The sequence below is a fragment of the Maribellus maritimus genome (genome assembly GCF_022267315.1).
Taxonomy (GTDB): Bacteria; Bacteroidota; Bacteroidia; order Bacteroidales; family Prolixibacteraceae; genus Draconibacterium; species Draconibacterium maritimum.
The window spans coordinates 84709-107779 of the sequence record NZ_JAIKLE010000007.1; the positions used below are offsets into that span (position 1 = coordinate 84709).

The 23071-nt window shown below is 37.5% G+C and carries 20 protein-coding genes; 13 read left to right on the top strand and 7 right to left on the bottom strand.

Annotation, left to right across the window (positions count from 1 at the left end):
* Positions 1–98: 98 nt before the first annotated feature.
* Both rpsI and rplM read right to left on the bottom strand, forming a co-directional pair.
* Positions 99–485, bottom strand: a complete 387-nt coding sequence (gene rpsI, locus K5G00_RS08255; RefSeq protein ID WP_158864771.1) for a 30S ribosomal protein S9 — start codon at positions 483–485, stop codon at positions 99–101.
* A 5-nt stretch (positions 486–490) separates the two neighbouring features.
* Positions 491–946, bottom strand: coding sequence for a 50S ribosomal protein L13 (rplM, locus tag K5G00_RS08260; RefSeq protein ID WP_238765665.1), 456 nt, complete (start codon positions 944–946; stop codon positions 491–493).
* A gap of 336 nt (positions 947–1282) precedes the next feature.
* On the opposite strand from rplM, the gene K5G00_RS08265 reads away from it, so the two are divergent.
* From K5G00_RS08265 to K5G00_RS08295, 7 genes are all read left to right on the top strand, one after another.
* On the top strand, positions 1283–2158 hold the full coding sequence (locus K5G00_RS08265) for a cell division protein FtsX (RefSeq protein ID WP_238765666.1): 876 nt from the start codon (positions 1283–1285) through the stop codon (positions 2156–2158).
* Positions 2159–2189: 31 nt separating this feature from the next.
* Positions 2190–2444, top strand: a complete 255-nt coding sequence (locus tag K5G00_RS08270; protein ID WP_158864777.1) for a DUF3098 domain-containing protein — start codon at positions 2190–2192, stop codon at positions 2442–2444.
* Positions 2445–2454: 10 nt separating this feature from the next.
* Complete coding sequence (locus K5G00_RS08275; protein WP_238765667.1) at positions 2455–3237, top strand: undecaprenyl-diphosphate phosphatase; 783 nt, start codon at positions 2455–2457, stop codon at positions 3235–3237.
* 45 nt (positions 3238–3282) lie between these two features.
* Complete coding sequence (gene truB / locus K5G00_RS08280) at positions 3283–3996, top strand: tRNA pseudouridine(55) synthase TruB (RefSeq protein ID WP_262921308.1); 714 nt, start codon at positions 3283–3285, stop codon at positions 3994–3996.
* Positions 3997–4099: 103 nt separating this feature from the next.
* The gene (gene queA / locus K5G00_RS08285) at positions 4100–5149 is read left to right on the top strand and encodes a tRNA preQ1(34) S-adenosylmethionine ribosyltransferase-isomerase QueA (RefSeq protein WP_238765668.1); all 1050 of its coding nucleotides are present in this window, start codon (positions 4100–4102) and stop codon (positions 5147–5149) included.
* A gap of 94 nt (positions 5150–5243) precedes the next feature.
* Complete coding sequence (locus tag K5G00_RS08290; RefSeq protein WP_238765669.1) at positions 5244–5987, top strand: SIMPL domain-containing protein; 744 nt, start codon at positions 5244–5246, stop codon at positions 5985–5987.
* A gap of 55 nt (positions 5988–6042) precedes the next feature.
* On the top strand, positions 6043–6936 hold the full coding sequence (locus tag K5G00_RS08295) for a class I SAM-dependent methyltransferase (RefSeq protein WP_238765670.1): 894 nt from the start codon (positions 6043–6045) through the stop codon (positions 6934–6936).
* Between the two features lie 3 nt (positions 6937–6939).
* Here K5G00_RS08295 and K5G00_RS08300 read toward each other — a convergent pair whose 3' ends face one another.
* The 4 genes from K5G00_RS08300 to rimP form a co-directional block, all read right to left on the bottom strand.
* Positions 6940–9729: a hypothetical protein gene (locus K5G00_RS08300; RefSeq protein WP_238765671.1), complete on the bottom strand. Its 2790-nt coding sequence runs from the start codon at positions 9727–9729 to the stop codon at positions 6940–6942.
* A 164-nt stretch (positions 9730–9893) separates the two neighbouring features.
* Positions 9894–12890, bottom strand: a complete 2997-nt coding sequence (gene infB, locus K5G00_RS08305) for a translation initiation factor IF-2 (protein ID WP_238765672.1) — start codon at positions 12888–12890, stop codon at positions 9894–9896.
* 90 nt (positions 12891–12980) lie between these two features.
* Positions 12981–14216: a transcription termination factor NusA gene (gene nusA, locus K5G00_RS08310; RefSeq protein WP_238765673.1), complete on the bottom strand. Its 1236-nt coding sequence runs from the start codon at positions 14214–14216 to the stop codon at positions 12981–12983.
* Positions 14217–14227: 11 nt separating this feature from the next.
* On the bottom strand, positions 14228–14692 hold the full coding sequence (gene rimP, locus K5G00_RS08315) for a ribosome assembly cofactor RimP (protein ID WP_238765674.1): 465 nt from the start codon (positions 14690–14692) through the stop codon (positions 14228–14230).
* A gap of 269 nt (positions 14693–14961) precedes the next feature.
* On the opposite strand from rimP, the gene K5G00_RS08320 reads away from it, so the two are divergent.
* The 4 genes from K5G00_RS08320 to lpxA are packed head-to-tail and all read left to right on the top strand — an operon-like array spanning position 14962 to position 19514.
* Positions 14962–16218 carry an HD domain-containing protein gene (locus tag K5G00_RS08320; protein ID WP_238765675.1) on the top strand — a complete coding sequence of 419 codons (1257 nt, stop codon included), beginning with the start codon at positions 14962–14964 and terminating at the stop codon, positions 16216–16218.
* A 37-nt stretch (positions 16219–16255) separates the two neighbouring features.
* The gene (gene lpxD, locus K5G00_RS08325; protein ID WP_238765676.1) at positions 16256–17296 is read left to right on the top strand and encodes a UDP-3-O-(3-hydroxymyristoyl)glucosamine N-acyltransferase; all 1041 of its coding nucleotides are present in this window, start codon (positions 16256–16258) and stop codon (positions 17294–17296) included.
* Positions 17297–17317: 21 nt separating this feature from the next.
* Positions 17318–18712, top strand: coding sequence for a bifunctional UDP-3-O-[3-hydroxymyristoyl] N-acetylglucosamine deacetylase/3-hydroxyacyl-ACP dehydratase (locus tag K5G00_RS08330; RefSeq protein ID WP_238765677.1), 1395 nt, complete (start codon positions 17318–17320; stop codon positions 18710–18712).
* A 19-nt stretch (positions 18713–18731) separates the two neighbouring features.
* On the top strand, positions 18732–19514 hold the full coding sequence (lpxA, locus tag K5G00_RS08335) for an acyl-ACP--UDP-N-acetylglucosamine O-acyltransferase (protein ID WP_158864799.1): 783 nt from the start codon (positions 18732–18734) through the stop codon (positions 19512–19514).
* Positions 19515–19561: 47 nt separating this feature from the next.
* Here the strand turns inward: lpxA and thiL are convergent, their stop codons facing one another.
* A complete protein-coding gene (gene thiL / locus K5G00_RS08340) occupies positions 19562–20596 on the bottom strand; it encodes a thiamine-phosphate kinase (RefSeq protein WP_238765678.1) in 1035 nt (344 codons plus the stop codon).
* A 204-nt stretch (positions 20597–20800) separates the two neighbouring features.
* Between thiL and sufB the strand changes: the two genes are divergently transcribed.
* Entirely contained in the window at positions 20801–22246 is a 1446-nt protein-coding gene (gene sufB / locus K5G00_RS08345) for a Fe-S cluster assembly protein SufB (RefSeq protein ID WP_238765679.1), read from the top strand.
* A gap of 71 nt (positions 22247–22317) precedes the next feature.
* Positions 22318–23070, top strand: a complete 753-nt coding sequence (gene sufC / locus K5G00_RS08350; RefSeq protein ID WP_238765680.1) for a Fe-S cluster assembly ATPase SufC — start codon at positions 22318–22320, stop codon at positions 23068–23070.
* Position 23071 lies beyond the last annotated feature (1 nt).

Genomic DNA, 23071 nt, shown 5'->3' on the forward strand with positions numbered 1-23071 from the left:
TTACTTTTTTTATGTTCCTAAAAGCAACCGTTGAGTAGTCCCGTAATCCAGGAATCTCAACCGTTTTAGACCCATATTTTTTTGATAAAATAAATATATTAACGTTTTGAGAACTGGAAACGTTTTCTTGCTTTTGGCTGCCCTGGCTTTTTACGTTCCACTTCGCGCGGATCTCTTGTTAAGAATCCTTCCGGTTTCAGTTCTTTTCTGGCTTCCGGATCAATTTCAATCAATGCTCTTGAAATCGCCAAACGTAAAGCTTCAGCTTGTCCTTTCGGGCCACCGCCGTTCAAATTTACTTTAATGTCATATTTTTCAGCAACATCCAATAAATTCAAAGGCTGTTTAACAATGTATTGTAAAGTTGTAGTTGGGAAATATTCATTTAATTCCCTTTTATTAACAGTAATGTTACCTTTTCCTTCGCTCAGGTAAATCCGTGCTACTGCTGATTTTCTACGTCCTATTGTGTTTACTACTTCCATTTTGCTTATTTAATCGTATTTAAATCAACAACTTTTGGCTGCTGAGCTTCATATTTATGCTCTGCACCAATTACTACATGCAAGTTGCCATAAAGCTTCCGTCCCAATTTGTTTTTAGGGAGCATTCCTTTTACAGCTTTTTCAACTAATCTTTCCGGATATTTTGCTAAAATATCTTTCGGAGTTTGAGAACGTTGTCCTCCAGGATAACCCGAGTGACGGATATAAACTTTATCTGTCATTTTCTTTCCTGAAAGCTGAACTTTTTCAGCATTGATAACAATTACGTTGTCACCACAATCAACATGAGGAGTAAAATCCGCTTTGTATTTCCCTCTCAACATTTTAGCCACTTTGCTGGCCAAACGTCCTAAAACCATATTTTCAGCATCAACCACTACCCATTCTTTATTAACGGTAGCTTTATTTGCCGAAACTGTTTTATAACTAAGTGTATCCACTTGTTCAAATTTTTGTTGTTTAACACTTTTGAAATTCCTAAAGCCGTTTTTCCGGTTAATACGGAATACTTAACCAAAATTCGTTACTCCAAGTAAATCAACTATTTATACATCCTATTAATAAGGATAATAATCGGGACTGCAAAAGTATTTTCTTTTTTCGTATTTCCAAAAAAATAATGTCCAAATTTTCAGGGTTTTATATTCAGTTTACACAATAATTGCATTTCTCCTGCCAATTCCTAAAAATAAGGGTTAGGATTTAAGTTCCGCTTGACTTATTCTTTTTTTATTTTATACTTTTGCTTCAGCGGTTAAAATAGTTTAAACTCTAAAATGGCAAATCAAAAGCCCAAAAAATTAAAAAAACGGATTTTTAGTTCCTGGCTCACTTCAATGGTTAGTATCTCGCTGGTTCTGATAATGCTTGGAACACTTGGGTTAATTTTGATTAACGCCGGAAGATTGTCGGAATATGTAAGGGAAAAAATTGGTTTTACAGTTGTTTTGCAGGATAATTTAAATGAAGTTGATATTATTCGGTTTCAAAAAGCTTTGAATGCTACCGACTATGTAAAATCGACCCGCTACATCGACAAAGAAGAAGCAGCACAGGAGTTGACAGAGCAGTTGGGCGAAGATTTCACCGGCTTCCTGGGATACAATCCCCTGTTTGCCTCAATAGATGTTAAACTTTACGCACCTTACACACATCCCGACAGTTTGATGCTGATAGAAAAAAATTTTCAGGAGTATTCGGAAGTAAAAGAAGTATACTATCAAAAAAACCTTGTTTCTGTAATTAACAAAAATGTGAGCAAAATAAGTTTGGTTCTCCTAATAATAAGTGCATTACTGATATTCATTTTTGTGGCGCTGATAAACAATACCATTCGCATTTCTATCTATTCACAACGATTTACAATTAATACGATGCAAATGGTTGGGGCCAGCCACTCGTTTATCAGAAAACCCTTTTTGCAGCAAAGTCTGTACTGGGGAGTTTACGGGGCCTTTCTGGCGAATATAGTCGTTTTAGGAACTTTTTATATTTACAAAAAAGAACTTACAGGCATCATTTCTCAAAACGATATCAGTGTCGCAGTAGTCGTTTTTGCAATGGTTATTTTGTTAGGAATGCTCATTTCATACTTTTCAACAATGTTAGCAGTAAACAAATACCTGAGATTGAAATTTGATGAATTATTTTAATCATTATCTTTAACCCGTCAATCAAAAAAATATGGCTAAAAAAGAAAAAGAAATAAAATCAGCAGGATTTGCCCTTGGCAAAGAAAATTACAAACTAATGGCCATTGGTTTTGCCATTATTGTTATCGGATTTATCTTAATGGCAGGAGGAGGAAGTGATGATCCAAATGTTTTTAATCCCGACATCTTTAGTTTCAGGCGCTTAACAATTGCTCCCGTTATATTACTGATTGGCTTCGTTTTCGAAATATACGCCATCATGAAAAAACCCAAAGAAGATAAATAATTCGATATTTATGAATGAAATCCAGGCACTAATTCTCGGACTTTTACAGGGTCTTACTGAATTTCTTCCGGTTAGCTCAAGCGGACATTTAGAGATTGGACATGTGATACTTGGGGTTCAATCGGAAAACAATTTACTTTTTGATATTACTGTCCATGTAGCTACAGTTTTAAGTACACTGGTAGTTTTCAGAAAAGATATTGTCTCGCTTTTTAAAGGCCTGTTTGCTTTTCAGTGGAATGAATCAACCATATTTGTATCAAAACTTCTGCTATCGGCTGTACCGGTAATGATTCTTGGTCTGCTATTTAAAGACCAGGTTGAAAAGTTATTTACCGGCAATCTTCTTTTGGTGGGAAGTATGTTACTGGTTACTGCACTTTTACTAAGTTTCGCTCATTTTGCTAAGAAAGGAGAAAAGAAAATAACCTTTGGAAAGTCGCTTATTATAGGAATAGCGCAGGCACTGGCGGTTATGCCCGGTATCTCAAGAAGTGGAGCAACTATTGCTACCGGCTTGTTGTTAAAAACCAAAAGAGACGAAGTTGCCCGATTTTCTTTTTTAATGGTGTTAATTCCTATTTTAGGCGCTGCTTTTCTCGATATCGTTGGCGGTGATTTTACTTCTGGTGAAACCATAGGCACAATTCCTTTGCTTGTTGGTTTTCTTGCTGCATTTGCCTCCGGCCTTCTGGCATGCGCGTGGATGATAAGAATTATCAAAAAAGGAAAACTAATTTATTTCGCAATTTACTGTTTAATTATTGGCCTAATTGCTATCTTTGCAGCCTGATTTTTGCAAAAATTCCATAAGTAGCTGTAGATTAGATCATTGACAATGAACAACCTCAAAAGGGCGTACGATTTTTTGGGAGGAGAGATTTTGTCGTTTGACAAAGACCTCAACTGGACATCGTTTGATTTGGTTCAAAGGGTACGAAATTCACTGTGCCGGAAAATGGGAATCAAAAAGATGAAAGTAGGTCATGCAGGCACCCTGGATCCCCTAGCCACTGGCCTCATGATATTATGCACGGGAAAAGCTACAAAAAAAATTGAAGAACTACAGCTCGGGAAAAAAGAATACTTCGCAACGTTTAAAATAGGAGCTACTACACCCTCATTTGACATGGAAACAGAGGAGGATAAAACTTTTGATTATTCCCATGTTAATGAAAAATTAATATTTGAAACTTTAAAAAAATTTGAAGGAGAAACAGAGCAAGTCCCTCCGGTTTTTTCGGCTGTAAAAGTTAAAGGAAAAAGAGCATTCGAATATGCAAGAAATGGAGAAGAGTTAAAACTTCAAGCCAAAAAAATTGTTATTGAAAAAATTGATATTGAATCAGTTGAGCTCCCGTTTTTAAAAATAAAAGTAGTTTGCAGCAAGGGAACGTACATACGGGCTTTGGCGCGAGATATTGGAGAAGAACTAAACTGTGGAGCTTATTTGACAAATTTACGAAGGACAAAAATTGGAAATTATAGAATTGAAGATGCTGTAAAAGTTGACTTTTTTTTGGAAAATTTACATTTATTTGTAACTAATTGATTTTTCCTCCGTAAAACGAGGCCTGAACCAAAAAACCAACTGCGATACAAAATAGTACAGCCTGAAAAATAAAATCGAAATATAAAAATTAAAATATTGGTTTATGAAATTATCGAAGTTCAAGTACGATTTAAACGAAAAAAGAATTGCCCTACACCCGGCCGACAACAGGGACGAATCCAGATTGATGGTATTAGACAGGGCAAACAAAACCATTGAGCATAAGTTATTTAAAGACCTGCTTGACTATTTCGATGATAAAGATGTAATGATATTTAACGACACCAAAGTTTTTCCGGCCCGTTTGTACGGCAACAAAGAAAAAACAGGTGCAGAAATCGAAGTCTTTCTTTTACGTGAGTTAAACCGGGAACAACGCTTATGGGATGTTTTGGTTGACCCTGCCAGAAAAATCCGAATTGGTAATAAATTATACTTTGGCGAAGACGATTTGTTGGTTGCCGAGGTGATTGACAATACAACATCAAGAGGAAGAACATTACGGTTTTTATTCGACGGCCCATATGACGAATTTAAAAATACATTATACGGATTGGGAGAAACACCGCTTCCAAAATTTATAAGTCGTCCGGTACAACCGGAAGACAAAGATCGTTATCAGACCATATTTGCAAAACACGAAGGAGCCGTTGCTGCGCCAACCGCAGGGTTACATTTTAGCCGCGAATTATTAAAACGACTGGAAATCAAAGGTATTGATTTTACTTACATTACACTTCATGTTGGATTAGGAAATTTTAGAAGTGTAGATGTTGAGGATCTGACCAAACATAAAATGGACTCAGAGCAAATTTGGATTCGCGATGAAGCATGTGACGTTGTAAACAATGCAAAAACAGAAAAGAAAAATGTTTGTGCAGTAGGGACAACTGTTATGCGTACCCTGGAAAGTTCAGTTTCAACACAAGGTTTTCTGAAACCGTTTGAAGGCTGGACAAATAAATTTATTTTTCCTCCATATGATTTCAGGGTAGCCAACCGTATGATTACCAACTTTCATCTGCCATATTCAACACTTTTGATGATGGTTGCTGCATTTGGTGGTTACGATTTTGTAATGGAAGCATACAAAACCGCTATAAAAGAAGACTACCGATTTGGTACTTATGGAGATGCAATGCTGATAATTTAACTTTTTTTCAATATTTTTTTGAACCACGGGAACAACTGTTTTCGTGGTTTTTTGTTTATAGTGTCAAATACCTTACACTTAAATGAATTTAAAAATGAGACTATCGTATCTTTTAGTTTTCTTTTTTGTTATCGGAGCACTTACTGTCGATGCGCAAAACGGAAGTGGACGAACCATACAGGTTAATGGAAGTGCCGAAATGGAAATCGAACCCGATGAAATTAAATTTGTCATTGAAATTGAAGAGTACTGGGAAGAAGAGTTTAAAGAAGAAAAGCTGCCCGGCGAGTACACTGAAGAGGAAATGGAGAAAAAAACCAGATTTGAAGAGTATCGAACCAAAGTACCTTTGGCTACAATAGAAGACAATTTAATAAAAACACTTCGGGAAGTTGGAATCGGAAAAGATGAAATCGTGGTAAGCAATTTAGGAAATTACTGGCGTTTTCGTGGAAAAGAGTTTTTATACCGCAAACAGTTTATTATCACCATTTCCGACTTTTCAAAAATAAACGAACTAGCCAAAATAATGGATGCGAAAGGCATTAAATATATGAATATTGGCGAACTAACTCACTCAAATATTGAAGATTACCAAAAAAAGGTAAAGATAAATGCGCTACAGGCAGCCAAAGAAAAAGCACTCTATTTGGTTGAAAGTATGGGGGAAGAACTTGGCAGTGTTGTTTCTATTGTAGAGATGGGTGAAGGAATCAATCGCCCTGTGTTTGCAAGGGCCATGTTACGGACGGTACAAACAACCCAGCAGGAAAGCATCAATCAGGTAAAAAACATTAATCTTTCATACCAGGTACAAGCAAAATTCGCTATAAAATGAACTTATGCAATATTTGCACAGGTAAGTTTTGTTATCTTGCGGCAAATTTTCAGAAATGGCAAAATTCAATGTTCTTCAGTGTCCCGTGTGTGGCAGCGAAACTTTTTCACCCTTTTTAAAATGTAATGATCATTTTGTCAGCGGAGAAGAGTTTCAAATAAAAATATGCAAATCCTGCGGATTCAAAATCACAGAGGACATCGAAGACGAGGAAAATATTGGCTCGTATTATCAGTCGGACGAATATATTTCACACTCCAACACTTCTAAAGGACTGGTAAACTCGGTATATCACCGAGTACGAAAATATATGTTGAGGCAAAAAAGAAAGCTGGTTGAAAAAACTTCTCCGGAACAAAAGGGAAGCATTCTGGACATTGGTACCGGCACTGGTTTTTTCCTCAATGAAATGAAACAACACGGGTGGCAAACAACAGGAACAGAAAAAAATACAGAAGCAAGGCAGTTTGTAAAATCAGAATTTAATCTTGATGTTTTCCCTACTGAACAACTTTTTGGTTTCAAAGAGCATAAATTTGATGTGGTTACTTTGTGGCATGTATTAGAACACATTCATCAGCTTGATGCAAATATGGAAACCTTTCATAAAATTTTAAAAGCCGAAGGAAAACTAATCATCGCAGTGCCTAATAACTCATCGTATGATGCAGAACATTATCGTGAATATTGGGCTGCTTATGATGTTCCCCGCCACATCTGGCATTTTACTCCGGAACAAATGGAATCTTTTGGAGAAAGATTTGGTTTCAAGCTTACAGAAGTTCACTCCATGCCATTCGACTCGTTTTATGTATCGCTTCTTAGTGAAAAATATAAAAAGTCGACATTGGCACTTGTAAAGGGAATCATCCACGGAACTGTCTCATGGTTTGCCAGTTCGTTCAAACCCGGTCGTTGTAGTTCAGTAATCTATGTTTTTGGAAAATAGATGCTAATTTAATGTATAATTGAAGAGATTACCTCCATCACTTCCTACCAGCAGACTCAAACTACCTGTAGCTTCAGACATTTTTCCGATGCTAAACTGACTGCTCCCCTGTAAAGGAAAACCGTCGTGAAGATGTCCCTCAGGATTATATAAATAAATACGATTTGACGATTCATCCACAACACCGACCTTTTTCATTTTCGGACCAAAAATATAAATATTAGGAGGGTCTTTAATTAAATTATCAAATTTTTCAGCGTAAAGCTTTTTCCCGTTTTCATCCATTACTTTTAATTCATTTCCGTCAATAAATACAAAATCAGGAACTCCGTTTCCGTTTAAATCGTCGCAGGTAAAAAAGTGGTCTGCTCCGAATTTGCCTATTTTCTTTTCAGAATACTTTCCGTCAAAGAAAATGTAATACACCTTTCCTGTTACATCTGTTGCAACAATTTTAGGTATTCCATCCAAATTTAAAATCAGCGGATTCCGTGAATTTTCAAAAGTCGCAGAAGTGTTTACCCGGCTGTTTCCTCTTCTGTCCAATATATAGATTCTGGATTTGTCTTTAAAAACAATAAAGTCCCTTCTTCCAACCCTGAAGTGTTGTATCGGGGTTGTCACCAAATGGTCAGTTTGTTTAAAAATCCAGCCACTCACAACTTTCCCGGTATAGTCATACGCAACTACCTTTTTATTTTCATGAGGAATAAAATAACGATAGTTCCGGTTGTTATCGTAGTCGAAAACATTTACACCTGCAGTGGCAGGTGAGCTAAACACCACAGGAAAATGCGCTACGTTATTTCCATTTCTGTCAATTAAATACAGTCTATTTTTTGTATTAAACAGGTACTGAAGTTTTCCGTTTTTGTAATAATCCACCTGGAAAATCTCGCCAATAACAGGCTCTGCAACAGATATTGTCCACCGCACGCGGCCTTCATTGGTAATCTGGTAAAGATTATTTTGTTCGTCCTGCAAAATCACTTCTCGATTCGCAGGATTATCGTGATTAACAACTATCTGTGGTTTAAATTGAATTGAGTTTCCAATGTTACTTTGCCAGGTCGTTTGGGCTTCTTCCTGTGCTTTAGGATTGAAAGCCAAAACCATCGAATTAAAAAATAACTCTTTGTCGTGGATGATTTGCCAGTTAACTGCCTGTATTTTTCGCAAAGCCTCTTCCTTTTCCTCCACCTCCCGGGTTATCTCCGGGTTAAAAAGTTGCTTACTGAAACTATAAGCACGGTTGACGTCGATATACGTATTTACATTGGAACGATTTGCGATGTTTTGTTTGAATTTCAAATACCGTACCTCGTGGTCTAAACTTGCATCCAAAACCATATTGTGAAGGTATTCCTCCAGTCCTTTTTCTGAATTCGAAAAAACCATGTAGTTATCATGAAAAGCAACAAAATTTGCTTTTGCTGCAGCAAATGGTTTCCCCAGCCAAATTCCCGGAAATGAAGGATACGGAAACTCATAAATGGTAAATTTAGTTTCTCTGTCCACCGAATAAATTTTGCTTAATGAACTCAGTTCTGCTCCTTTTCTTGCTGCATATGATGACAGCCAACTTGTGAGCTGTTCCACAGCAAGCGTTCGACCTTCCGTATGAAGGATAAAAAAAGTTGTCATATGGGAAGGATCAACGGGAATCGTTGTTGCCGCAACAATAACTTCATCATTTACAATTCCCTTCAGCGACTCTTTAAAATCAGTACGCAGTCCTGTTTCAATCTTTTTTATTTGTTCTTCGCGTTTATAATACGAGTCAGTATGAGAAAAGTATCGTTCGAGATTTTCGAAAAAAATGTTTTTATCAGAAAATGAATAACTTACAAAAAAAGATGTATTTTTCGGGAGTACTTCGTCAGCTTTGGAATTCACAGCATCCTGCCCGTCGAAAACAGACAAAAAATGGTTTAAGGAATCATCAGCAACAGAAACACCATTGAACAAAATTTTGTCATCATCAAACTCAACATCCAGTTCAGTCCATGAAGCAAAATCTCCAAAACTTTCGGTGCGATTCTTATAATTCAACCTAACGGTCTCACCAAATTCATTAACGCTTTGGGTCGATTTTCTATTCATCCAGTTACCAACCAACTCCGGAAAATTAACATGGTTTATGTATAATGAGACATCGGATTGCAGGGTTACAGTCTTGTTAACTTCAGTAAAGAAACGGTCATTTAATATGGTGTAAGTATTCATTTGCCGGATAGCCTGCTCAACCATTGTTGCTTTTGGACTTGCCAGAAATATACCTTCGCTAAAACAAAAAAACAGAACAGATGAATTTTCTTTTGATACGGCAGTGATTTTATTACCGCTGTAGTTACTCTCTTCATATCTGTATTGAGAGACGGGATAAAGTAACTCGATTAAGTTTTTTACACTTGTTTTTTTGTTATTTGTATTTGCATTTTTTATAAAAAGTGGAATCAAATCAGTTTTGCCTGAAAAATTAAACGCCAGAATAAAGGATTCATTTCGCAATCCACTTTGAACATCGTTGTTGTCTTTCACCAATGAATCCATTTGAGTAATTAATCCCAGAAACGAATTTCCAATATTTGAATCCTTCATTTCCTTAATTATCGGATTATCAACAGGAATTGATTTCAATGAACGAAATTCAAAAAAACCGGGAGTAGTTACGGGTACAGCTTTATATACCGATGTTTCTTTTATAAAAGTCACTTCGTCCTTTGTAAAGTATATAAAACCGGCGACCAATGCCACTACAAAAATCAGAAATAAAATCAGATTTCGTTTCATTCAATCAAGTTTTACTCAAAAGTACAAAATACAAAACGCGTTCGATCCTAATTTTCGTTTATAAAATAAAACATGAATTGTTAATAACCCGGTAAATACACCATTTTCGCGGGTAAAAACAAAAAAGGCCGGAAAATCCGGCCTTAACTATATTTTATTAAATTCTACAAATGCTTTGCTACTTCCACTTCGTGATAGGCTTCGATGTGATCTCCAACTTTAATATCATTGAAGTTTTCGATGTTCAATCCACATTCATAACCGTTTTTCACTTCTTTTACATCGTCTTTGAAACGCTTAAGAGAACCAAGCAAGCCGGTATAAATTACAATACCGTCACGAATGATCCGAACTTTTGAGTTTCTCGCCACTTTCCCGTCTCGAACGATGCAACCGGCAACAGTACCAACTTTTGTAATTTTAAAGGTTTCAAGAACCTCAACAGTTCCGGTAACTTCTTCCTTGATGTCAGGAGAAAGCATACCTTCCATTGCAGCTTTAATTTCATTAATTGCATCGTATATAATAGAGTACAACCGAATGTCAATCTGCTCTTTTTCTGCAAGTTTCCGGGCATTTAACGAAGGGCGAACCTGGAAGCCGATTACAATGGCTTCAGAAGCTGCAGCAAGCAAAATATCAGATTCGGAAATCTGCCCTACGGCCTTGTGCTTAATGTTCACCTGAATTTCTTCTGTTGATAACTTAATCAATGCGTCGGATAACGCTTCAATAGAACCGTCGACATCACCTTTTACAATCAGGTTCAATTCCTGGAAATTACCAATTGCAATTCGTCGGCCAATTTCGTCGAGTGTAATATGCTTTTGTGTACGAAGTCCTTGTTCCCGTGCCAACTGTTCACGTTTATTGGCAATATTTCGGGCTTCGCGCTCAGAATCCATCACATTAAATTTATCGCCTGCCTGCGGAGCACCATTTAAGCCAAGTATAATTGCCGGTTGTGCGGGTCCAACTTCGTCAATCCTCTGGTTACGTTCATTAAACATCGCCTTAACGTGTCCAAAATACTGACCTGCCAAAACGATGTCGCCAATATTTAAAGTTCCTGACTGCACCAGCAGCGTTGCAACATAACCTCTACCACGATCTAACGATGATTCAATGATAGTACCCGTTGCATTTTTATCCGGATTTGCTTTTAGCTCCAGCATTTCAGCTTCCAACAACACCTTCTCCAACAGTTCCTCAACTCCAATACCTTGTTTGGCTGAAATATCGTGTGACTGGTATTTTCCTCCCCACTCTTCAACCAAATAATTCATATTGGCCAGCTCTTCTTTTATTTTTTCGGGATTTGCACCGGGTTTATCAATTTTGTTTATTGCAAAAACAATCGGAACACCGGCCGCAGAAGCATGGTTAATTGCTTCAATAGTCTGCGGCATCACATTGTCGTCGGCAGCAACAATAATAATTGCAATATCGGTAATCTGAGCACCACGGGCACGCATCGCAGTAAATGCCTCATGCCCCGGAGTGTCCAGGAAAGTGATATCTTTTCCGTCATCAAGAGTCACATGATAAGCTCCGATATGCTGCGTAATTCCCCCGGCTTCACCAGCAATAACGTTTGTACTTCGAATGTAATCCAACAAAGAAGTTTTACCGTGGTCAACATGTCCCATGACTGTTACAATCGGCGAACGAAAAACCCGATTCTCGTCACTTTCTTCATTTTTGTCATCAATTGCCTCCTGAATATCCACACTTACAAACTCGACTGTATAACCAAATTCATCAGCTACAACCGACAATGTTTCTGCATCCAGTCGCTGGTTGATTGAAACAAAAAGTCCGAGACTCATACATGATGAAATAACTTCGTTAACACTAACACTCATCATGTTGGCGAGCTCGTTTACTGAAACAAACTCAGTAACTTTTAATACCTTTTTCTGTTCGTTTTGTTTTTCAATGTCAGCTTGTATCTTTTCACTTGCTGCAGCACGTTTATCTCTCCGGTGTTTTGAGCCTTTTGATTTTCCTTTTGCTGTTAAACGTGCAAGAGTATCTTTAATCTGCTTCTGAACATCTTCTTCGTTCACCTCTTTTTTTAGAGGTCTTCTCTTTTTCCCATGTTGTTTATTAACCTGGAAATTAGGTTTTGACTTGTTGTCTCCTTTTTTATCTTCAAAATTGATCCGACCACCATCTTTTGGGATTCTTTTTCTACGCTTTTTATTCCCTCCCTGATCTGATGAACCTTGTTGTTTTTTATCTCTTCTATCCGGCAGATCAATTTTCCCGACCACAGTAGGCCCGTTCAGCTTGTTTGCCTGAGCTTTTACTACATTTTCGCTACTTCCGGTTTTGGTGCCCTTATCTTCTCTTTCAACTTTACCCTGATATTCTGCCTTTCTCGCAGCTTTTTGCTTCTGACGTTCTCTCCGCTCTTTTTCCTTTTCTTCTTTTGTTTTTTTTGCGGGTCGGGTTTTCTGATTAATATTTTTCAGGTCGATCTTCCCAACTACTTTAATCTCATCGACTCTAGGAACCTCAGTTTCAACAACTTCTTCCTTCTGGCTAAATTCTTCTTTTTTCACCGGTTCTTCTTTCGGTTTTTCAGGAGCAGCTTTCTCAGCGACTGGTTCCTCAGCAACTGGTTTCTCAGCGGCAGGCTTTTCCTCAATAATTTTTTCTTCTTCTTTTTCTGTTTTTGGCACTTCTTTTTCCGGAACCGGCTTTTCCTCCTTTTTCGGCTTTCCAACCTGATCCAAATCGATTTTCCCCAATACTTTTAAGCCCTCTTCTTTTGGTTTTGTTTTTTCCGATTCAACCGGCTTTTCTTCCTCCACCTTTTTTGTCACTTCAGGCTTTATCTCTTTTTCTTTAGGCTTTTCTTCTGCTTTTTCAGGTGATGATGATTCACCAACCTCAGCTTCCTCTTCTTCATCAATCGTGATAACTTCTTTTTTCGGGCGTTGGCTCTTTAAACTAATTTTCTCTGATTCTTTTTTCAAAGAAATATCAATTTTGTACTCTTTTTCAAGAAGTTGAACCGCCTCCTCATTAACTTTAGTATTCGGATTTGAATCAATATCAAAACCTTTTTTATGCAAAAATTCTACAATGGTATGAATACCAACGTTAAATTCTCTTGCAAGTTTACTAAGCCTTATTGTCTTACCAGCTACCATAAAAAAATTTAATTTTTCTTAATCCAAATGCTAAAGTTTAACGGTACAATTTTAACAAAAATGATTAAACCATACTTCAATTTTAGCATTTTATTCAAATTCCGACTTCAGGATACTCAGCACATTATCTATAGTTTCCTCTTCAAAATCGGTTCTTTTAATCAGTTCGTTACGCGGAATACTCAGCACATTCTTTGCGGTATCACAACCAATGGCTTTTAATCCGTCTATTACCCAGTCTTCAATTTCGTCAGCAAATTCGTCGAGGTTTACATCTTCCTCGTCTTCTTCCATCTCGCGGTAAACATCTATTTCGTAACCAGTTAACTGGCTGGCGAGCCTGATGTTCAAACCACCTTTCCCAATTGCCAGAGAAACCTCTTCTGGTCTTAAATAAACCTCGGCTTTTTTATTATCTTCAATTATTTTGATTGAATTAATTTTTGCCGGGTTCAGTGCTCTTTTTATAAAAAGCTGAACATTTGAAGAATAGTTAATTACGTCAATATTTTCATTTCTCAATTCCCGGACAATTCCATGAATACGGGAACCTTTCATTCCCACACACGCGCCAACGGGATCAATTCTTTCATCGTACGACTCAACGGCAACTTTCGCTCTTTCTCCCGGAACCCTTACAATTTTCTTAATGGTAATCAAACCATCAAAGATTTCAGGTATTTCCAGTTCAAATAAACGCTCAAGGAATACCGGCGCTGTTCGCGACAATATAATCAACGGATTATTGTTTCGCAACTCTACTTTGTATACGATAGCGCGAACGGTGTCTCCTTTTCTAAAATAGTCAGACGGAATTTGTTCTCCTTTAGGAAGAATCAGTTCATTTCCCTCATCGTCAAGAATGAGGATTTCTTTTTTCCAAATCTGATAAACTTCTCCGGTAACAATGTCACCAATTTTATTTTTGTATTTACCGTAAATATGATCCTTTTCAAGTTCGAGAATCTTACTTGCCAGGTTCTGACGTAAGTTCAAGATGGCCCGACGCCCAAAATCCGCAAGTTTTACCTCATCAGTAACTTCTTCGCCAACTTCGTAGTCGTCATCTATTTTTAGTGCTTCAGTTAATGTTATCTGCAAATTCGGTTCTTCTAGTTCGTCGTCTGCAACAACTTCCCTGTTTCGCCAAATTTCAAAATCACCCTTGTCAATGTTAATAATTACATCGAAGTTTTCATCAGTGCCAAACTGTCTGATCAGCACACTGCGAAAAACATCTTCAAGTACACTCATCATTGTAACCCGGTCAATGTTTTTCAACTCTTTGAATTCGGCAAAAGTATCAATCAGGTTAATATTTTCCATCTTTCATCAGTTTATTTAAAAGTAATAACTGCTTTCGCACTTTTTATTTCGTTATATTTAATATTATGTTCCCGAACAATTAACTGTTTCTTTTTATGTCCTTCCACTTTTTCGCGTTTTGATGTTTCCAGAATAATTTCATCATCATCAACTTCTTTCAGCACTCCTTCAAAATGTTCACCTGTTTTTAAATCTACCTCGATTTCGCGATTTTTATATTTAACATACTGCTGCCTCACTTTAAACCCCTCTGTTAAGCCCGGGGACGAAACCTGCAGCTCAAAATCTTCAATATCGCGATCGAGATTGTGTTCCACGTTTCGGCTAATTTCAATACATTTCTCAATGGTCACCCCATCAAAGCTGTCAACATACACGTTAATAACGTTACTCTTATTTACCGAAACATCAACAAGAAACATCTTCTCGTCTAATTTTTCTTCAACCAGTTTTATTACTTTTTCCTTATCAATCATTCATTATTAGTAACAAAATAGGGAACCAGAGGTCCCCTAAAGCAGGTTTTTCCAAAATCATCGCAAAAATAGTAAAATAATTGATTAATAAAAAAATAGCAACACATATAAATTACTGATTTTAAAGAAATAATAATTCCATAAAAAGCCGTTTCCCAGAAGCAGACCAATTCATTATCAGTTGATTTTCCAGACTTTTGTGTATTAAAAAGATACATTTCCTGATTTACGAAAGTTTTGTACTTTTATCACTCAAGAAGAAACGATTTGTGAACTCTTTTCAAATAAATAAGAAAAAAATCATCAACGACCCCGTTTTTGGTTTTATAAACATTCAATCGGAGCTGGTTTTCGACCTGATAGAACATCCTTTTTTTCAACGTTTGCGAAGGATAAAACAACTTGGGCTTTCATTTCTGGTTTTCCCGGGAGCAAATCATACCCGTTTTGAACATGCTTTAGGTGCGGTACACTTAATGAGACAGGCCATTTCGGCACTTCAACTTAAAGGACATAAAATAACGCCTGAGGAAGCCGAGGCTGTTACTGTTGCTATTTTGCTTCACGACATAGGACATGCGCCTTTCTCGCATGTTCTAGAAAACACACTGGTTGAAATTCCACATGAAGAGATATCTCTTTTATTAATGGAACAGCTAAACCTGGAGTTTAACGGAAAACTTGATTTGACCATTGAAATTTTTAAAAATCAATACAGAAAGAAATTTCTACATCAATTGGTGGCCAGTCAGCTTGATATGGACAGGTTGGATTACCTGAGCCGCGACAGTTTCTTTACCGGTGTAACAGAAGGCCAGGTTGGAATAGAACGTATCATAAAGATGCTGAATGTTGTTGATGATCAACTCGCAGTAGATGTAAAAGCCATCTATTCGATTGAAAAATTCCTGATTGCACGCCGCTTAATGTACTGGCAGGTTTATTTACATAAAACGGTTGTCTCTGCGGAATTTCTTTTAATAAACGTTCTGAAAAGAGCGAAAGAACTGACCACTTCCGGTGAATCAATCTTTGCTACGCCAACACTCAATGTCTTTTTGAACAATAGCTTTTCAAGCGATGATTTTATTAAAAACAAGTCTGTTTTAGGAAAAAACATATTACAATGGTATACTTTACTTGATGATAACGATATTTTAACATCGGTAAAAGAATGGCAATATCACCCCGATTTAGTACTCTCAACACTGGCCCAAAGTATTACCAACCGGAAACTGTTTAAAACAAAAATGAAGACAAAACCTGTTTCAAAATCCTGGAAAGAAAAAATGCTGGAAGGGATTTCGGAAAACATAACAGGTGATAAAAACTTAGCACCCTATTTTTTGATCACCGGAGAAATAACCAATAACGCACTTAACCGCGACAGCGAAAACATTCTTATCCTGTTTAAGAACGGAAAAGTGAAAGATATACGAAAAGCTTCCGATATTAATTTAACTGCACTTACTAAAACCGTGAGGAAATATTTTGCCTGTTACCCCAAAGAATTGGACTTTTATTAGTTAAAACCTATATTTGCAACGCCAAAATAAAAAATGAATGGAATTTAAAGCTACAGACATTGCAGCATTTCTCAACGGAGAAGTTGTTGGAAATGAAGATGTCAAAGTTTCCTATGTATCAAAGATAGAGGAAGGTAAGCCGGGGACACTTGCATTTCTTGCCAATCTGAAATACGAACATTATATATATGAAACCAAAGCCTCGATTGTTTTGGTAAATAAAACGTTTGAACCCCGAAAAGAGATTTCTGCAACACTTATTAAAGTTGATGATGCTTATCAGGCTTTTGCTTCGCTGCTTGAATTAGTTCAACAAGCAAAATCCACTCAAAAAACAGGCATAGAGAATCCAAGTTTTATTCACGAAACCTCTTCTGTAGGAGATGACATTTATCTTGGTGCTTTTGCCTACATAGGGAAGAATTCAAAAGTAGGTAACAATGTAAAAATTTATCCCCAGGCATTTATAGGCGACAATGTAACCATTGGCGACAATTGTATTATCTACGCCGGTGTAAAAATATACGACGATTGTAAAATAGGAAACCAATGTATTCTGCACGCCGGATGCGTTATTGGTTCTGATGGATTTGGATTTGCTCCTCAACCCGATGGAACGTACAATAAAATTCCTCAACTGGGTAATGTTATCCTCGAGGACAATGTTGAAATAGGTGCAAACACTACAATAGACTGCGGAACCATGGAATCGACGATTATCCGCAAAGGTGTAAAACTGGATAATCTGGTTCAGGTTGCGCACAATTGCGAAATCGGAGAAAATACAGTTATTGCCGCTCAGGCAGGAATGGCCGGAACGACAAAAATTGGAAAAAACTGCAGACTTGGTGGACAAGTTGGACTTGCCGGTCATTTAACCATCGGCAATAATGTACAGATTGGAGCCCAATCTGGCCTATCCTCAAATGTAAAAGACAACGAAACTTTACTTATGACACCGGCTTTTAACATAAAAGATGCCGTTAAATCAGCCATAATATTTAAAAAGCTTCCTGAATTGAGGGAGGATGTTATTCAACTAAAAAGAGAGGTGAAATCACTGAAGGAAAATAAATAGTTTCTATTAAGAGAACTTGGCATGACAGTAAAACAAAAAACGCTATTAAATTCATTTGAAATAAAGGGTGTAGGTTTACACACCGGTGTAAATGTCACCATGAATTTCCTCCCTGCCCCTGAAAATCACGGATTCAAATTTAAAAGAATCGACCTTGAAAATCAACCGGTAATTGATGCGGATGTAGATTTGGTTATCGATACATCCAGAGGGACCCTGCTTGAAAAAGACGGAGCAAGAATTGGCACAATAGAACACGCTTTGGCTGCTTTAATAGGAATGGATCTTGACAATGTACTTATTGAAGTTGATAACGAAGAGGCACCAATAATTGACGGAAGTTCAAAATATTTTATCCAAGCAATTGAAAAAGCCGGAATTATTGAGCAAAACGCAGAAAGGGAATACTTTGAGATAAAAGACAAAATTGAAATCTATGATGAAAAATCAGATTCAACAATCGTTGCATTGCCCGATGACAGTTACCGCTTAAATATTCTGATTTCTTTTAAATCGAATGTTTTAAACAACCAGTTTGCAACACTGGAAAACATTGCAGATTTTAAAACAGAAATTGCCATTTGTCGCACTTTTGTCTTTTTGCACGAGCTTGAAATATTGATGAGCCAAAACCTGATAAAAGGAGGAGAGCTGGACAATGCAATTGTTATCATCGATAAAGAAGTAAGCCAGAAAGAACTTGACCGTCTGGCTGATCTTTTCAGCCACGAAAGAGTAGAAGTAAAACCACAGGGAATTTTGAACAACCTTGATTTACATTTTGATAATGAATGCGCCAGACACAAATTGCTGGACGTAATTGGAGATCTGGCCCTATGCGGGAAACACATTAAAGGTAGAATTATTGCTACAAAACCCGGACACAGGCCAAACACAATTTTTGCAAAGAAATTAAAACAGGCATACAAGCAAACACTTGAGAATGCTCCGGATTATGATCCCAACCTGCCACCTTTAATGGATGTAAGCCAGATTAAAGAATTTCTGCCACATCGTTATCCCTTTTTGATGGTAGACAAAATAATTTCGGTGACCGAGGATGAAGTGATAGGGGTTAAAAGTGTTACCGTAAATGAACCTTTTTTCCAAGGCCACTTCCCTGATGAGCCGGTTATGCCGGGAGTTTTGCTGGTTGAAGCAATGGCACAAACCGGAGGACTACTGGTTTTAAGCAGGTTAGAAGGAAAACACTCAACCTATTTCATCCGTATCGACAATGTTAAATTCCGTAAAAAAGTTGTACCCGGAGATACTTTGATTTTTAAATTAACTTTAAATTCGCCGATCCGAAGAGGTATAGCAAATATGAAAGGAATAACCTACGTAGGAAATAAAGTTGTGGCTGAAGGTGAATTTATGGCCCAATTAATAAAACAGACAGAAAAAGAAAACTAATACTTTTAGAAAATAAATTATGAAACAACCGTTAGCATACGTACACCCTGATGCAAAAGTTGCAGATAATGTTGTAATTGAACCATTTGTTTCCATCGACCATGATGTGGAAATTGGTGAAGGAACCAGGATTGGCTCCAGCGTTACAATACTCCCCGGTACAAGAATTGGAAAAAACTGCAACATTTTTCCGGGAGCTGTAATCGGTGCCATCCCTCAGGATTTGAAATTCAGAGGAGAATATACAACCGTAGAAATCGGCGACAATAATACCATTCGTGAAATGGTTACCATTAACCGGGGAACTGCCTCAAAAGGTAAAACAGTACTCGGAAACAATAACCTGATTATGGCTTATGTACACATCGCACACGATTGTTTTTTAGGAAATAATATTATCCTTGGTAACAATACCAACATGGCCGGAGAAGTTATTGTGGACGACTGGGCTATCATCTCCGGGATGACTGGTATTCATCAATTTTGCAGAATTGGCTCCCATGTAATGATTGGTGGAGGCTCGTTGGTTCGAAAAGATGTTCCTCCTTTTATTAAAGCTGGCAGGGAACCTCTGTCTTACGTCGGTATAAACTCCATCGGCTTGCGTCGGCGTCAATATAACAATGAAAAAATTCGTGAAATACAGGACATTTACCGGTATATCTACCAAAAAGGATTAAATACTTCGCAAGCTGCTGAAATTATTGAAGCAGAAATGCCGGCGTCTACAGAACGTGATGAAATATTACTGTTTGTAAAAGATTCAAAACGCGGAATTATCCGGGGATATTATCCGGATTAAATTCAACAAAATATTCTGAAGAATGCTGCTCCTCCGGAGTGGCATTTTTATTTTCCATGATTCCATCCCTGTGCCTCTAACGGAACAGCCGAACCTGCATTTGTTATTAAATTGGTACCCTCTGAAACATTCGTCATGTGACCAATTACTGTAAAATCCGGATCATTTTTAATCTTTTCATAATCTTCAAGCGAAATTGTAAATAACAACTCATAATCCTCCCCCCCATTTAACGCAGCAACCAAAGGATTAATACTTAATTCCTCAGCCATTTTTTTTGTTTGAAAATCCATAGGAATTTTGTCTTCATACAGATTACAACCGGTATTAGAATTTTTACATAAATGCATTATTTCCGATGAGAGGCCATCCGAAATATCAATCATGGAGGTAGGTTGAATACCAATTTTTTTGAATGCGGCAATAATATCGCCACGAGCTTCCGGTTTTAACTGCCTTTCTAAAATATAATCGTAACCCTGCAACTGAGGCTGCATATTTTCATTCACTTTAAAAACCTCATTTTCCCTTTCCAGCAGCTGCAACCCCATATAAGCGCCTCCTAAATCGCCCGAAACACAAAGTAAATCGTTTGGACCTGCCCCACTACGGTAAACCAAATCCTCTTTCTCTGCCTCTCCAATAGCAGTTACACTAATCGTTAATCCGGTTAACGAGCTTGTTGTATCCCCGCCAATTAAATCAACCCCGTACTTTTCGCAGGCCAAATGAATTCCTGAATAAATCTCTTCCACTGCTTCTACCGAGAATTTGTTCGACAAAGCAATATTTACCACAATTTGACAAGGAATAGCATTCATGGCAAAAATATCGGAAAGATTTATAACTACAGACTTGTATCCCAGATGCTTCAACGGAACATACATCAAATTAAAATGAATCCCCTCAGTAAGTAAATCGGACGAAACAACCACCTGTTTTTTATTAAAATTCAGTACCGCGGCGTCATCGCCAACACCTTTTAAAGTACTTTCATTCTTAATCTGAATATTTTTTGTTAGCCTTTCAATCAATCCGAACTCTCCAACTTCGGAAATCTGGGTCTGCTTTTCGTTTTTCATCTGATGTAACAATACTAAATAATTAATACAAATACCTGTATAAGCTACTGTCTTCAATATTCCTACTGCTCCATGAATTAAAGACAAAAAGGTATTATTTATTTTACTTCTTCGGACAAAATTACCTATAGTTTTATATCTTTGCAATTAATTTTTAAACAGTCCAATTAAGCTGTTGTTATATAGAAAAGAAAACTTAAAAGGATGGTAGAACAAGATAAAATATTAAACGAGGTTACGCAAAGCGAATACAAATACGGCTTTATAACTGAAATAGATACAGACATCATTGACAAAGGTCTGAATGAAGACGTTGTCCGAACCATTTGGAAAAAGAAAAATGAACCTGAATTTATGTTGGGATTTCGGCTGGAAGCTTTTCGCAAATGGCAAAAAATGAAAATGCCAAACTGGGCTTACCTGAAAGTCCCGCCAATTGATTTTCAGGAGATCAGTTATTACGCTGCACCAAAGAAAAAACCTCAGTATGAGAGCCTTGATGAAGTGGACCCGGAATTAATCGAAACATTTAACAAACTGGGAATCCCGTTGGAAGAACAAAAACATTTAGCCGGTGTCGCTGTCGACGCAGTAATTGATAGCGTGTCGGTCAAAACAACGTTTAAAGAAACATTGGCGGAACAGGGAATTATTTTCTGTTCTTTTAGTGAAGCTGTTCAGGAACATCCGGATTTAGTTCAGAAATATTTGGGACAGGCGGTGCCAGTTGCCGACAATTATTTCGCAGCCTTAAACTCAGCCGTTTTTAGCGATGGATCATTTTGCTACATCCCAAAAGGCGTAAAATGCCCGATGGAATTATCGACTTATTTCAGAATAAACGCGGCAAATACAGGTCAGTTTGAACGTACATTAATTGTTGCTGACGATGATAGCTACGTAAGTTACCTGGAAGGTTGTACCGCACCTATGCGGGATGAAAACCAGTTACATGCTGCAGTTGTAGAAATTATCGCGCTTGATCGGGCTGAAGTAAAATATTCTACCGTTCAGAATTGGTATCCCGGAGATAAAAACGGAAAAGGCGGAATTTACAATTTTGTAACAAAACGTGGTGTTTGCCGAGGTGTTTCCTCTAAAATTAGCTGGACTCAGGTTGAAACAGGTTCTGCAATTACCTGGAAATACCCAAGTTGTATTTTAATGGGTGATAACTCTGTTGGTGAGTTTAATTCAGTGGCTGTAACCAACAATCATCAACAAGCCGATACAGGTTCCAAAATGATTCACATTGGCAAAAACACAAAAAGTACCATTATTTCTAAAGGTATATCGGCCGGTAAAAGCGATAACTCCTACCGGGGTCTCGTAAAAGTTTTGCCGGGAGCAATTAATTCAAGAAACTTTTCTCAATGTGACTCGCTGTTGTTAAACGATACCTGTGGTGCACACACATTTCCTTATATCGAGGTTGGCAACAAATCTTCAATTGTTGAACACGAGGCAACCACCTCAAAAATTGGGGAAGACCAGATTTTCTATTGCAACCAGCGTGGAATAGATACAGAAAAAGCCATCGGCATGATTGTAAACGGTTATGCCAAGGAAGTGTTAAACAAACTCCCAATGGAATTTGCAGTTGAAGCACAAAAGCTTCTGCAAATCAGTTTAGAGGGAAGTGTTGGATAAAAAGTTCAGAAAAAAATAATCGATGTCAAATAGGTGATGAAAAAGTTCATCCTAAAAATCTCAATAATAAAATGTTAATAATAAAAGACTTATATGTTTCCGTTGAAGGAATGGAAATCCTTAAAGGGATCAATCTGAAAGTAAAACCGGGTGAAATCCACGCCATAATGGGGCCAAATGGCTCAGGCAAAAGTACGCTTGCAAATGTGCTGGCAGGAAAAGAAGAATATGAAGTTACTTCCGGGGAAGTAACATATACCGGAGAAGACCTTCTTGAAATGTCTCCTGAAGATCGTGCCAGAGAAGGTTTGTTTTTGAGTTTCCAGTACCCGGTTGAAATTCCCGGAGTACCCATGGTAAATTTTTTGAAAACATCAATAAACGAACAACGAAAATACCGGGGACAGGAAGAACTTACTGCCGGTGAATTCCTGAAATATATGCGCGAAAAAATGGAGTTGGTGGATATGCATACAAAACTGACCAACCGTTCGGTAAATGAAGGATTCTCAGGTGGGGAGAAGAAAAAAAATGAAATCTTTCAGATGGCACTGCTGGAGCCCAAATTGGCCATTTTGGATGAAACCGATTCAGGCCTTGATATTGATGCGCTAAAAACCGTTGCCCGTGGCGTAAATACTTTACGCAGTCCTGAAAATGCAACCATTGTAGTTACACACTATCAGCGTTTGCTCGATTATATTATTCCCGATTATGTTCACGTTCTTTATCAGGGTAAAATTGTAAAATCAGCCGGTAAAGAGTTGGCACTTGAGCTTGAAGAAAAAGGATACGACTGGATAAAAAAAGAAATGGCGGTTTAAT

Coding starts and splice junctions, on each gene's coding strand:
- rpsI (WP_158864771.1), bottom strand. CDS start 485: ATGGAAGTAGTAAACACAATAGGACGTAGAAAATCAGCAGTAGCACGG.
- K5G00_RS08265 (WP_238765666.1), top strand. CDS start 1,283: ATGGCAAATCAAAAGCCCAAAAAATTAAAAAAACGGATTTTTAGTTCC.
- K5G00_RS08270 (WP_158864777.1), top strand. CDS start 2,190: ATGGCTAAAAAAGAAAAAGAAATAAAATCAGCAGGATTTGCCCTTGGC.
- K5G00_RS08275 (WP_238765667.1), top strand. CDS start 2,455: ATGAATGAAATCCAGGCACTAATTCTCGGACTTTTACAGGGTCTTACT.
- truB (WP_262921308.1), top strand. CDS start 3,283: ATGAACAACCTCAAAAGGGCGTACGATTTTTTGGGAGGAGAGATTTTG.
- queA (WP_238765668.1), top strand. CDS start 4,100: ATGAAATTATCGAAGTTCAAGTACGATTTAAACGAAAAAAGAATTGCC.
- K5G00_RS08290 (WP_238765669.1), top strand. CDS start 5,244: ATGAGACTATCGTATCTTTTAGTTTTCTTTTTTGTTATCGGAGCACTT.
- K5G00_RS08295 (WP_238765670.1), top strand. CDS start 6,043: ATGGCAAAATTCAATGTTCTTCAGTGTCCCGTGTGTGGCAGCGAAACT.
- K5G00_RS08300 (WP_238765671.1), bottom strand. CDS start 9,729: ATGAAACGAAATCTGATTTTATTTCTGATTTTTGTAGTGGCATTGGTC.
- infB (WP_238765672.1), bottom strand. CDS start 12,890: ATGGTAGCTGGTAAGACAATAAGGCTTAGTAAACTTGCAAGAGAATTT.
- nusA (WP_238765673.1), bottom strand. CDS start 14,216: ATGGAAAATATTAACCTGATTGATACTTTTGCCGAATTCAAAGAGTTG.
- rimP (WP_238765674.1), bottom strand. CDS start 14,692: ATGATTGATAAGGAAAAAGTAATAAAACTGGTTGAAGAAAAATTAGAC.
- lpxD (WP_238765676.1), top strand. CDS start 16,256: ATGGAATTTAAAGCTACAGACATTGCAGCATTTCTCAACGGAGAAGTT.
- K5G00_RS08330 (WP_238765677.1), top strand. CDS start 17,318: ATGACAGTAAAACAAAAAACGCTATTAAATTCATTTGAAATAAAGGGT.
- lpxA (WP_158864799.1), top strand. CDS start 18,732: ATGAAACAACCGTTAGCATACGTACACCCTGATGCAAAAGTTGCAGAT.
- thiL (WP_238765678.1), bottom strand. CDS start 20,596: ATGAAAAACGAAAAGCAGACCCAGATTTCCGAAGTTGGAGAGTTCGGA.
- sufB (WP_238765679.1), top strand. CDS start 20,801: ATGGTAGAACAAGATAAAATATTAAACGAGGTTACGCAAAGCGAATAC.
- sufC (WP_238765680.1), top strand. CDS start 22,318: ATGTTAATAATAAAAGACTTATATGTTTCCGTTGAAGGAATGGAAATC.